General features: G+C 49.8%; 9 protein-coding genes and 1 pseudogene. 2 read left to right on the forward strand and 8 right to left on the reverse strand.

Features of this window, described 5'->3' with window-relative positions; translation table 11 throughout:
• From C8N36_RS20535 to C8N36_RS20570, 8 genes and pseudogenes are all read right to left on the reverse strand, one after another.
• Positions 1-109: pseudogene (locus C8N36_RS20535) on the reverse strand (IS5/IS1182 family transposase); the annotation flags it as partial.
• A 1,078-nt stretch (positions 110-1,187) separates the two neighbouring features.
• On the reverse strand, positions 1,188-3,446 hold the full coding sequence (locus tag C8N36_RS20540) for a tetratricopeptide repeat protein (protein WP_141468219.1): 2,259 nt from the start codon (positions 3,444-3,446) through the stop codon (positions 1,188-1,190).
• A complete protein-coding gene (gene motA / locus C8N36_RS20545) occupies positions 3,443-4,312 on the reverse strand; it encodes a flagellar motor stator protein MotA (RefSeq protein WP_097806591.1) in 870 nt (289 codons plus the stop codon). Before motA ends, C8N36_RS20540 begins: the two co-directional genes overlap by 4 nt.
• A 77-nt stretch (positions 4,313-4,389) precedes the next feature.
• Positions 4,390-5,466, reverse strand: a complete 1,077-nt coding sequence (locus tag C8N36_RS20550) for a flagellar basal body P-ring protein FlgI (RefSeq protein WP_245911010.1) — start codon at positions 5,464-5,466, stop codon at positions 4,390-4,392.
• A gap of 35 nt (positions 5,467-5,501) precedes the next feature.
• On the reverse strand, positions 5,502-6,500 hold the full coding sequence (locus C8N36_RS20555; protein WP_097806593.1) for a flagellin: 999 nt from the start codon (positions 6,498-6,500) through the stop codon (positions 5,502-5,504).
• A gap of 11 nt (positions 6,501-6,511) precedes the next feature.
• Positions 6,512-7,960, reverse strand: a complete 1,449-nt coding sequence (gene flgK, locus C8N36_RS20560) for a flagellar hook-associated protein FlgK (protein ID WP_097806594.1) — start codon at positions 7,958-7,960, stop codon at positions 6,512-6,514.
• A gap of 35 nt (positions 7,961-7,995) precedes the next feature.
• Positions 7,996-9,303, reverse strand: a complete 1,308-nt coding sequence (locus C8N36_RS20565; RefSeq protein WP_097806595.1) for a flagellar hook protein FlgE — start codon at positions 9,301-9,303, stop codon at positions 7,996-7,998.
• 105 nt (positions 9,304-9,408) lie between these two features.
• A complete protein-coding gene (locus C8N36_RS20570) occupies positions 9,409-10,245 on the reverse strand; it encodes a flagellar motor protein MotB (protein ID WP_097806596.1) in 837 nt (278 codons plus the stop codon).
• 208 nt (positions 10,246-10,453) lie between these two features.
• On the opposite strand from C8N36_RS20570, the gene C8N36_RS20575 reads away from it, so the two are divergent.
• Positions 10,454-12,610, forward strand: coding sequence for a YjbH domain-containing protein (locus tag C8N36_RS20575; RefSeq protein WP_245911007.1), 2,157 nt, complete (start codon positions 10,454-10,456; stop codon positions 12,608-12,610).
• A complete protein-coding gene (locus C8N36_RS20580) occupies positions 12,607-13,278 on the forward strand; it encodes a YjbF family lipoprotein (protein ID WP_097806597.1) in 672 nt (223 codons plus the stop codon). Before C8N36_RS20575 ends, C8N36_RS20580 begins: the two co-directional genes overlap by 4 nt.
• Positions 13,279-13,285: the final 7 nt, after the last annotated feature.

Consider the following 13,285-nt stretch of genomic DNA (forward strand, 5'->3'; position numbering starts at 1 on the left):
AAGCCATCTCCGGATCAAACCAGATCGACAACGATCCGCGCTGCTTCAAGCTGTCATTGTAAGACGACCAGTTTGTGGTCTTGTACTTCGTCGGGGTCCAGCTGCTCATGACCGCCTGCTATCACACTGGATTCGCGACATGAATCCCCGCAGCCGATTTGTGCAACAAAGCCGTTTGCCGGACAACTTGATCTTAATCTGATCATTCAGCGGTGGCCTGCATGACGATTTTCCGAAGAAGAGTTGTACAAAACTGTGGATGAAGAAGCAGAAAGCTAGCCTTATGGCGACACTGTTGCAACCACGTATGACTGCGCATTGATCTGTGGCCGTCAATGTACCCGCGAAAGCGCGTTAAAATCTCGGTATATTTCAAAGGTCGGCAGGCGACGCGCTTGCCCAAATCGCTATGAAAGTGCGGGTATTGTGGCTTCGATCATATTCATCAACCGCAATTGGTTGCGCTGGCCTGACGCACCGCAGGCAACCAGGCGTCTCTACAAGCTCTACAACGATGGAAAAAATTGAACCAAATGGGTTCCGGCCGTAGAATTCAGGCAACTGCCTTCAGTTACATGGCAGGTGTTAGGCCGACTAAGCCTATGTTGGATCGCCCGCTGCTTTAAGTCCAGAACCACCCGGTTACTTGGTCTTCTGTCTGAATGGTCCCAAGGGCTTATTAACTCAGCCAGCTGGCACTCACATCGCTCAGGAATCGGCGCACCACCATCCGCCTGCTTCAGGACCGTCATGATTTATGCGTCGCTGCAATGTGCTGTCTTTATCCAAAATCTCCTCAGGTATCTGGTCGAGAAAATTCGGCCTTTAAACATTACAAATCCTAGGGATATTAACAAAGCTCATCGCCCTACGGCAAATATGGACATCGTAAAGAGGGGGCGTGGCAACCTACTCCATTGTCCAATTTGGAATTTTCAACATAAATAGCCCCGCAGCGTCGCTGAATAAAGAACGCGTAATGACTAAGCAACACTCAATAGCACACCACCAGTGTATTCGCCATGGCTGATCAGGATCAGGGCTAATGGGCAATCTAGCCACGGTTCGACCTCCGGCGTATCGAAACGCACCATGATCGCGACCCCAATTCCATCCAGTTCGCTATAATATTTTCCTCAACCGCAAACTATCGATTATGAGCCCTGACACCGGTGAATTCATTCACTTTAATTCTCCAGAAGCGTTGCTTCCAGAATATCCTTTATGGTTTCCCTAGATTTATAGCTCTCTTTGAAAAGCGATTCAACATCAGCCAACGAAACTCGATTGGGTGAATTTAGATTGGGTTCCGATTGGATCATGTCCGCCGCAGAGGATAACGGACCATCATCGACTTCCGATACTCGCTCCCAATCACCAGAAAGCCAGGCTTCCACTTGCGCATCACTTTTTTGTCCAAGTTCAGAAAAAATACTTCTTGCATAATTGTGGTCGCCCATTTGACTTCTTGCTACTGCGCGCAATCTCGAAACTTCCTGCCCTTGCAACCCAATTAACAAAATCTCAGACTCCTCAGGTCGGGATAGATCAAGAAGAGCCCTCGCCTGTAATAATCGTTTTTCGCGGTCTAGTTGCTGCTCGGAAACTTTCCCCAACACTCCAATCGCCGCGTTTGGAAGCCCCAATTCCATCATTCGGCGCGCTGCAGATAAAATTTGGGTACTGCCTAGAGCGTTCCAGTGCTCTGAGTCTATCAAGAAAAAATGCCTAAGGAATGACACATCATCCGCTCGATCAAAGATCGCTTCGAATATGTCATTGCGTGCTTCCTCAACTAGCTTTGGATTCACCCCTTCGACTTTGTTCAGGACATCGAGTGCATCTTCAAATCTTCCGTTGATCGTCAGAGACTTTAGGTGTGCTTCCCACATTTCAGAACCAGCGTCAGTATTCCGTAGTTCGGTTGAATAGGCTGCGGAAAGTTCGACAACCCTGTCGGAAACTTTGACGCCAGTTTGCTCCGCAATTTCAACTGCCGACACAATTGCTTCCGCTGTCTCTGGACTTTGACTTTCTGCCAGATTGTTGAATGCCGTGGAAGCTTGATCAATGTTACCACCCATGAGCTGAATCTGTGCTTTACCAAGTGTAATGCTGTTCGTTTCCTCACCTAACATTCTCTCCAATCTGCGAAGTATATCTTTTGCCGGTGCTGAAAATCCGTTCTTCGAGAGGTTTTGCGAAATTTTAGGTCCTAGTTGTTCACGCAAATGTTTAGGCAGCATTTCGAACCCCTGTAGAACCGATTCTTCATCAATTTCAGATGTGGATCTTAGACCGGTACCATCAACGACAGCCCAGACTGCCGCCAGCCCTTCACAAGCGAACTGGTCTTGAAACAGCTGCGAAGGATCGGAATCTCCGTCCACCAAATAGCTCAGCGCATGGAAAACCTTGTTTTCGGCTCCGCCTATCATCGTCAACGCCTCTCGGGCTTCGGCTCCAAAGCTAAAATACAAAAGGCTTTTAACGTAACTATTCATAACACTATTGTTAATTTTATCGAACTCGCCGAAAACGGCTCCGCGACGGGTCGCTAACACAAGGCTTACGTCATCAGTGTCTTCTTCCCATTTTGTAAAACTCAGCAAGGCGTCAGGCACACACTGCTGGCCACCAATTGAAATCCTACCACTGGCCTCCAAAGTTCGATCTAGAACAAGTTCCCGTAGTGCGACATCAGCCGATAAATCATTTAGATCACCGGGTTTTTGAAGAGACACATCATCGAATTTTCTTGGCGGCTGCTTTAAAATGCTAGTGGGATTCAATAGACCCTGAGTGGCAGCACTCGCCACATCGCCAAATATTTGCGCTCGGACCATTTCTGCTTGTGAATTATCAAATGGGTCAGAGTTTGAAATTTCTGGCCCACTAACCTCTGCACTTGCCAGAGGAGTATCAAATCCCATCGGATTTGCTGATTTTTTCGGCCCAATTCGTGGGCCTTGACTCAACCATACCTTCGTAAAATCTGCTTGGTATCGCGTCAAACTGCCTGCCTGTAATTGAGATTCAATAGGCAAATCAATTTCCCTACCCGTATCGTCAGTCGCACTCACCAGTTTTTCTTTTACGTCAACCACTAACATTTTGTTCTGGAAAATAAATGCTTCTGAGACACAGTTACATGCTAACTCAATATCAATTGCTGCTTCTTCAGGCACCGCCATCAACGCTGAAACCCTAGCTTTTGATATTTTTTCAAACACAGTCGAAGTGTCAAAATATGTCGGGTTCATTTCCAAATTTAGCCGCAATTTATTGCCTTTGGTTGAGGGAGATATGCTCCAATTGGTGCCAGTTGGTATATTAAAAACCAGCCGTGTAAAATCACCATGCTCACCGCTGCGAACAGATACTTGTTGCGCTGAGCCCAGAGTGGGAAAAAATATTAAACACAGCAGAGTCAGGATACGAGTCATGCAGCCTCCTGCTTCACTGACTTTAATGCCTCTTCTAGGTCTTCAAATGTGGGGCGAAAATAGGAAGGCGTGTTTTGACGACCGACTTCGATGCAAATATTGGTTGCGTGATTGTGCAAATTGGCCACCAACACTTCTCTAATTAAATGATAAAAATGAAGATCTTCATCCACTACAGCTTTGACCTTGGAAGCGAAGGGTGCAACGATGCCATAGGCTAGAAAAACGCCTAGAAATGTACCAACCAATGCACCGCCAATCATTTTTCCCAAAACTTCTGGCGGTTGGTCAATAGAAGCCATTGTTTTGATAACACCCAAAACCGCTGCAACGATACCAAGTGCAGGCAACGCATCAGCCATAGCTTGCAAAGCATGACTTGAATGAAGTGCATGTGTCTGCATTCCGTCGATTCGCTTGTCCAATACTTCTTCTACTTGATGTGGGTCATCGTAGTTCATTGATACGGAACGCATTGTATCGCAAATCAATTCCATTGCATACTTGTCGCCCATAATTTTTGGATATTTTTCGAAAATATTGGACTCGGAGGGAGTTTCAATATGCTCTTCAATTGCGACTGGATTTTGCCTTGCCAAGCGAATCAACTCAAATAAAAGGCATAGCAGATCGCGATAATCTTCGTTTTTCCACTTTGCACCTTTGAATACCTTTGAGATATCTTTGAGAGTATGTTTAACCGTCGGACCATCATTGGCAATTAGAAAGGCTCCTGCGGCTGCACCGCCGATCATCATGAACTCAAATGGCAGTGCTTTGAGAATAATACCCAGTTTCCCCCCTGCGGCCAGGTAGCCACCGAATACCATTACGAAAATCACGACAATTCCGATGATTCCCAGCATATCTGAACTCCCAGTATAAATTCAGTCATTACATTGACAGCAGGCGGTTAAAGAAACCTCTGCAAAACTGCAGGTTTTTACATAACGACAAAATCAGCGTGAAGGGCCCCGGCAGCTTTGATACTTTTTAGGATATCGATCATGTCTCTTGGGCTCACGCCCAGAGCATTCAGTCCGGCGATAACCTCGGACAAGGAAGTGCCCTCAGGAACAACAGCCAACCCAATCCCCGGCTCTTCCTCAATTGCTGCCCCAGTTCTAGGAACGACAACAGTATCACCATCGCTAAATGGGTTGGGCTGAATGGCCAAGGGAGCTTCTTCGATACGCAGTGTCAAATTTCCCTGCGATACAGCAACTCTAGAAATGCGTACATCTGACCCCATAACAATTGTGCCCGATCGTTGATCAACCACAACCCGAGCCTTGCGCTCTGGCTCAACAGACAAGTTTTCAATGGCAACAACAGCGCGGGCCGGGGACCTGGCTCCGGTTTTAGTCAGGTCAACATTCACTGTGCCTGCATCGGACATTGTCGCAGCGCCACGACCCACAGCCCTATTGATCACATCTTCTATGCGGGCAGCAGTTGTAAAGTCAGGCTCTCTGAGAGCTAGGCGCAATGATGACAGCTGACTGAAATCAAATTCAATTTCCCGCTCCACGCGTGCCCCTGAGGGGATCACACCTGCTGTGGGCACGCCTTGAACTACTTTTGCAGCATCCCCTTCTGCCGATATGCCACCTGCGATTACCGTTCCTTGGGCAACAGCGTAGATCTGGCCGTCGGCGGCATTGAGCGGCGTCATAATCAAAGTGCCGCCCAGGAGACTTTTGGAATCGCCAATAGCAGAAACCGTAACATCAATCTGCCCGCCAGTCCGTGCAAAGGCAGGTAACCGACCCGTAACCAGAACTGCAGCGACGTTTCGAGGCCTGAGCTGTTCACCTGTGACATTGACACCCAGTCTTTCCAGGATATTGGACATGATTTCTTCGGTAAATGGAGAGTTTCGAAGACCGTCCCCGGTACCGTTCAAGCCCACTACCAAACCATACCCCACCAGATCATTTGATCTTACGCCATCCACTTCGACGAGATCTTTGATTCGGACTGACTGGGCGTGCGCATCTGTGACGTGGGAAAATCCCATGACCAATGCAAAAATTGCTACGGCGCGAAAAATCATCATAAGTACTCCGCCAGCGACAGCCGTTGAGATCTGGCTGTGATCGCATAAAGGCTTTCTAGCTGGCCACGAACGTTTTCATATTTAGTGGCTGACTCATATTGATCCGTTCCAACCAAATCCAAACGCGCCAAACTGGTAGAGGCTGTTTCTGCTGCATTGCGTGCGGTTGTGTCTTCGATGCGGGCCTCCACTGCGCCCAAACCCGCCCGCAGTTCGACTATCGATTGTTGAGCCGCAAGCAGTTCTCGCCCCGACTTCGCCAGTAACTCGACTTGTAAATCTGTATCGAAACCCAAGCTGTCATCTGCGGCCAACGCGGCCATAGCCAACGGTTTTAGCAATTCGCGAAATGCTGGGTCCGTTGCCCGAATATCAATATCGGCGGTTTCCGTTTCACTCAGCTTAAGGCTTGCCAACCCAGTTGCCGATCCTTCGTAAGTGACCGTTTCATAGCCGCCACCGGCACCAAAAAAAGTGTCCAGCTGAGATTCGACTCCTGCCAATGTGGTTTCAGCTGCCAATGCAATCCGGAGGTCAGCAAGCATATCTTCACTTGAAGAGACGGCAGGCCGATCCGTCGCCGTTCCACCGAACAGAGAACGCCCGGCCACAGAGCGGTTGAGGCCATTCATGACCTGCCCCAAAGCGTTTTCGGCGTCATCAGACATTGTTTTCAGTAGCGGCGCAGTTGGTGTCAATTCCGCAGCTATCAGAATTTGCGACAGCGTTTCACTGCGGGACTGCATTTCACCCAAAGATGACTGCATCGTTCCTGAAATATACGTCGCCTCGGTTGTGTTGATGCGATAGGCAGACAATTTTGAAAGCGTTCGGTCGACCTCTTGCAAACTGGTCAAGTCCCCATTCAAATGTTGCGCAGAATCGGTGACAAAACCGGTTGCAACCTCAACTGCCAACTGGTCCATCTGCTCACGCAGGCGCACTTGGTTTGTCCGCAAGACCAAAGAGCGGGCCATATCCCCTACTGATTCCATTGTCTTCCTCCTCAGATAGACATCAAACGTTCCATCAACTCATCAACGACAGACATGACTTTTGCGTTTGCGGTAAAGTGTTGTTCGATCTGCATAAGCCGTTGAAGCTCTTGGTCGGTGTCGACCCCTTTTGAAAACTCCAACTCGCTTAGCGCAGTGTTTTGTGACGAAAGAAAGCTATGTTCATTTTCGGCCCGCACCCGCGTACCCGCAGCATTTGATGAAAACTCTGAGATATGGTTAACAAAGCTTCGAGAAACTGAAGGAAGCGTGGCTGAACTGGGAATAGATGACGTGTTCAACGCTTCAGAAATTGACTGCAACAAACGCCCTTCGCCAACTTCACCTTGAACCGCAGCTCCAAGACCATCCCGCAATCGCCAAACAGAACCGGAGTCAGGAGCAACAAGAGAGTTGAGTTCAATTCGGCCAGCTAGGCCAACTTCTTTGAGAGGATCCAAAGCAGTGCCAGCATCGGTAAACAAGCCGGGGTCTGTAGCACCAAGTGTCGCGTCTGGGCCGCCTGGCCCCAACCTTTCAATCAGGTCGCGTGCAATTGCATCCAGTTCTGCTTGGCTCTCTGGGGCGGCCTGATCTCGAATTTCAAACTGTGCCGCTAAACTGCCACCCGCGAAGAAACCCGATGATGTCGAATTCATTGCAAGGCCGTTCACAGTTAAACCGTTCAAGTCTCCATCTGCTAATGACATGCCGGGGCCGATTGCATTGACGGTTTCAAAGCCAATTTCCATTGGTGACCCATCAAGCAAAGTTGCCCCATTGGTCGTAAAAAGTGCAATTGCACCCCGATCACGTTGAACAACACGTAGGGGCACAATATCGGAAATACTGTCCAGAATTACGGCACGTTCATCGTACAGCGTCGCAACGTCCGACCCTGTGGAGCTGGCTTTAACAACCGCGTCATTGATCGCATCAAGTCGGCCCAGCGCGATATTTAGTGATTCAACTTGTTGGCCGATGGAAGTATCGGCCGCTTGCCGGGACTGCTGAATTTCAGTTGATAATTTATGCAAGGACTGTGTCAAAGACGTTGCCGATGTTGCAACGTTTTCAAGCCGTTGAGACGAAGACGGGTCGGTTGCAGCCGACAATAACGAATTTTCAAAAGCAGTGACCCGGGTAGCAAGAGCCCCTGCACTACCAGACTCTCCAACCAGTGTTTCCAGCTGTTTAGAATGGGTATACATGCTATTTGAATAGGCCAATTCGGCGTCAGACACGCGCCGATCAGCAATAATAACAGGGTCATTGTGCCGGATAACTCCAGCAATGCGGACGCCTCCAGACGTGCCCAACGACCCGGGGGTTAGGGCGAGCTCGCGCCGCCCGTACCCCTCGGTTGTTGCATTAGAAATATTGGTGGAAACCAGTGCGGCCGCCCGGGAATTGGCCGTAAGGCCACTAAAAGCGTTGTAAAGTGCACCCGTAAGAGACATTTGGCGACCTCCTTCAAAGGTCTGACGGTATTACGTCAGCGTTTGATATTTGTGGTTTCTTGCAGCATTTCATCAACGGTCTGGATGACTTTGGCGTTCGATGAATAGGCGCGCTGCGTTTGGATCATTGCCGTCAATTCGTTAGCAACATCGGTGGCGCTTTCTTCTCGGGCGTATGGGACGACATCACCTACTGGTCCATCACCGGCATCCCAAAGGAAGAAACTTCCGCTTTCGGGAGAAACCATGTAGATTTGCTTGTCCATTGCGACCATCCCGTTTGGATTGGGAACGTCAACCAGCGGAACCTGATAGATTGTTTTTGAAATCCCGGTGTCAAAAAAGGCATGAACAAAACCGTTTTCATCCACTTCCACGGTTGTCATTTTGCCGACCGGCGAACCATCTTTGGAAATGTTTAGCGGCTGAAATCTGTCACCAACCTGTGTCAAACCAGCGTTGCTGCCGGGTTCGCCAATACTAATCTCCAACGGCCCGCCGTTGACGTTCACAATCAAGTCACCCGTCAAGGGATCGTAGGTACCGCCAGACGTAGTCGCGACCGACAAAATCGAACCGCCAGAACCAGACGAGGAGTCAAATGTAACGACGTATTCACCGATGGGGTTACTTGCTGCATCCGTTGCGGAGTCGCTAATGACCACCGTCCACTCGTTTGATGAGCCTGTCGCCGGGATCGTTGGCGTATAGGTCATTGTGAGATTTTCAGACCGCCCAAGATTGTCAAAATACTCGACGGACTGCGTAACCGGATCACCTGTTGCAGTGGAATCTGTCCCGGTCGCCGGCAAGTTAACGCCCAGTGTAATTGTGGTTGTCGGTTCGCTGGTGAACTGGTTCAAATTGATCTGAATAGGTTCAAGGCTACTCGATGAGTCCCTCGGGTAGGTTGGCATAGTGCCATCGGAGGACGCCGGCCAACCCAAAAGCATCAATCCTGATTCAGTCTTTAGGTACCCATTTGCATCCACCCGGAAAGAACCGGTCGAAGTCAGAAACATCTGAGGGTTTTCAGCGCCAGCCTTCACCTCCGTTGCTTCTGCGACTGGCAAAAATCCATTTCCACGAACAGCCAAATCCGTCGCATTCGTCGTGCCAACCAGCGCGCCACTTTGATCAACCAAACGCTGTGTTGTTGTTCGTACGCCACCAGCGGTATAGCCACCGCCGTTGCTCGCCATAACCATCGAAGAAAAGTCGGTTTCTACCCGCTTGTACCCACTGGTCGAAGAATTCGCGATGTTATCGGAAATAGTCCCAAGCCGGGTTGCGTTGGCTGCTAGGCCAGACACACCTGCATTGAGCGAAGAAGATATCGTCATGGAAACGCCTTTCTGCTGTCTCTTTCAATATTGGAGACAACAGATAAGGCGCTCAGCTTAACGCTGACCTAACAGCTAAAATTCGATTGAATCTTAAATGATCGGCTACAAGTTTCTTAAGAACACAATTTCAATTCGGTTGTTACGGATATCCATTGTGTTCTCGCGGGTAGGTTCACGGTCCGCATATGAAGTGACCCTTTTTACCCGACCAGCCTCCAAGCCAGAGGAAAGCATCAGCTGCCGGAACTCAGAGGCCCGTTGTGCGGACACATCCCAAGAAGGGTTTTCAGCCAAAACAATTGGATAGGCAGAGGTATGCCCCTCAACAGCAAGCGGATTGGATACGATATAGGATGCCTCGACCAGCACTCTCGACAGGTCTTTCAGCAGGGCTGTCGGTCTGGCTCGATCATCGAACAGCCGGGCGTTTTCCGTTTCGAACAACTCGATAACCAGCCCCTCGTCGGTGACCCGGGTCATTATGTGCTCTAGTAGTTCGTCGGCGACCATGCTTTCGCCGCCTCTCCCCATCAAAAAATCTTCGACCTCTTCGAACACTTCGTCTTCTGCGGCTTTGTCGGCGTCTTCACCCGACGCGAAACCACCAGCAGCTTGGTTGTTGGCTTGCGCCTTCAAGCTCGTGGAACCCGTTCCCATTCGGGGCAAAGTATTCTCGGCAAAGACAGAATCCCCGCCTAACGCACCGCTCCCGCCACCGGAAACCCGTGCCATGGCAATCGTAGGACTAAAATAATCCGCTATGCCTTTGCGTTGTTTTTCAGTTGTTGCATTCAACAGCCACATCAACAAAAAGAAAGCCATCATTGCTGTCACAAAGTCGGCATACGCCACTTTCCAAGCACCACCATGATGCCCATCGCCAGCGACGATTTTCTTTCGTTTGATGATGACTGGCCGCACATTGCTGTCGCCACTCATCTCACCACCTTTTTTACTCACCGAGGAAAGGTTTAACCCGTAGGGGTTTACCACCGCGTTAATGTTTAAAAATGTTGGGTTAAAAGATGGTCGAAATCTGTGTTCCGAATTTCACACAGCCGGACAACATCGTGCATTGATGAATGGACAGATTCCTCTATAAATTCTAGAAATGTGCATTGAAAATATGAATTGGAGAGAAGCAGGCATGCCGCAATTTCGCATGAAAACGGTCAAAAGCCGCGCCTTGGTTGGCTGCATATCTCTTTCGGCGGCCTTGGGTTCCGTTGCGTTTTTCGCTTCAGCCCAAGAAAACAGGAACATTGTTTCCAACAACCTTTACGGCTCGCCCGGGCTTGTGGACATGCCGACAGCCGAAGCGCTGCCTGACGGGACGTTGACCACCACAGTCGCACAGCTGGGTGAAACCACCAGAACATCGATTAGCTTTCAAATCTCTGAACGTCTGAGCGCAAGCTTTCGATATTCGGCTTTGGCAGGATATACCGGCGGCTGGGACAATACATATTTTGATAGAAGCTTCGACCTACGCTATCAAATATTGACTGAATCGCAATATCGGCCATCCTTGACCTTGGGCCTCCAAGATGTGTTGGGAACCGGCCTATACAGCGGCGAATATTTGGTTGCCACCAAGACCCTCACTCCGGGTTTGAAAGTTACCGGCGGCTTTGGTTGGGGTCGATTTGGCGGGAATAACCCTTTTGCCACCACTGGAACACGCCCTGATGAAACGTTGGAAGAAGGCGGAATTCCGACTGTTGATCGCTGGTTCCGTGGTGACGTTGCGGCCTTTGGTGGGGTTTCGTATGCGCCAAACGATCGCTGGAATTTCAAACTGGAATATTCCTCAGACATCTATGAAGCTGAAGATGAGCGCGGTCAAATCAACTACACAAGTCCTTGGAATTTTGGCGTCGACTACCATTTCAAAAACGGCAATCAGATGTCGATTTATCACGCCTATGGTGACACATTAGGCGCTCAGTTCTCAATCGCTGTTAATCCCAGAACTCAAGGAGTTCCCGGTGGCTTTGAAACAGCTGGCCTGCCCATAAAGCCAAGAAACCCAAGCGATGTCCGCGATCTGGGCTGGACAACAAATCCAAATGCCTCCGCTTCGGCACAAGCTGCATTGACGCAACTTGCGGCCAAAGACGGTTTGATTGTCGAAGGCCTGACCCTCGAAGCACATCGGGCAACTGTTCGTGTCGTAAATCCAACTTACAACGTTCCTTCACAGGCCATCGGACGATTGGCACGCTCCATGTCGCGCAGCATGCCCGCGTCGGTCGAAGAATTCGTGATCATTCCAATCGCGACTGGCATTCCAATGTCAGCGATTGTTTTGAAACGTTCGGATTTGGAAAGGTTGGAGCATGAGGCCGCCACTGACATGCTGGTTCAAACCAGCGTTGTGGATGCTTACAAGTTGGCCCCTGCCCCGAACCCCGGAATTTATCCCAAATTCACTTGGGCAATTACACCTTATGTAGATGCTTCGGTGTTTGATCCCGATCAACCGGTTCGACTTGACGCTGGCATTCGCGCAAAAGCTGATTACGAGATTACATCGAACATCATTTTATCCGGATCGATCACCAAAAAATTGCTGGGGAACCTCGACGAAGATCCGCGGCAAGATGAATCCGGCCTGCCTCGTGTACGTACCGACAACGCCTTATATTCGGCCGAAGGCGACCCTGCGATCGAATATTTACAACTGGCAATGTACGGGCGCCCAGCATCACAGTTCTATTCCCGCGTTTCTGTTGGATATCTGGAACGCATGTATGGTGGACTTTCAACAGAAATCCTGTGGAAACCCGTCGGCAGCCGTTTGGCGCTTGGAGCTGAGTTGAACTACATCCAACGCCGTGATTACAATCAGCTGTTCGGCTTTCAGGATATGACAACTGAAGACCCCGTTTCCGGAGAAGAGTTTGAGATACCTCACTTGAACGGCCATGTTTCTGCCTACTACGATATGGGCAAAGGTTTTCACGGTCAGCTAGACGTGGGTCGCTACCTTGCTGGCGACTATGGTGCCACCATCACGCTAGACAAAGAATTCAGCAACGGTTGGAAAGTTGGCGCTTATGCGACCTTTACAGATGTAACTTCGGAAGAATTTGGCGAAGGGTCGTTTGACAAAGGACTACGTTTTTGGATTCCGTTGTCGCCGTTCATTGGTCAACCAAGCCGCAAAGTTAACCCGACAGTTATTCAATCCCTGTCACGTGATGGCGGTGCCCGTTTGAAAGTACGTGGGCGGCTTTATGAACATGTTCGGGAATACCACGAACCTGAAATTGCAAAATCCTGGGGAAGGTTCTGGCGATGAACATTCGAACTTGTGCCAAACTGGGGCTTGCGGTCGCCAGCCTATTGGCAGTCGCAGCGTGCAGCAGCTCGCAACCTAATGCGCTTGAAAGGGCCAAGTCTTTTCCGGCAATGCTGTCGAACAAGAAGCCAGCCCCGCCGGTTGTGAGCCCGCAGCAGATCAACGCGTTGCTGGCCAGTTCTGGAAAACCGTCGTCGGTTTTTGTGATAGAAAAAACGACAGCTCAGTTCATTATGGTTGAAGTCGAAAGAAATGGACGGATGCAAACCTTTGGGTCGTCATCACGTCAGGCCATTGTTGTTGATCGCGGCAAAATGGTGTCAACACGCGGTTTTGGCGGTGACTTGATGTCCTCCGAAGAAGGCGCGTTGATGTCTAAGGTTCGGTCACGGTCAGCCGGCACAGTCAACTATGCGCAGCGGTTTTTGACATCTGACAACAGAACGATCACTTCGGTTTACGAATGTAAACTTGCGACTGGCGGAACGGTTCCGGTGGCCTTGGGTGCCGTAAATAGCAGGGGCACCGTTGTCACTGCAGATTGCTCTGATCCTTATGTGTCATTTACCAACACATATGTTGTCGAAAGCGGAGGATATATCCTGAGCGGTCGGCAATGGATGGGGCCAACAATTGGCTACATGAACATCCAGCCCATCCGAAAATAAAACCGGA

This window comes from Pelagimonas varians (genome assembly GCF_003208435.1).
Classification (GTDB): Bacteria; Pseudomonadota; Alphaproteobacteria; order Rhodobacterales; family Rhodobacteraceae; genus Pelagimonas; species Pelagimonas varians.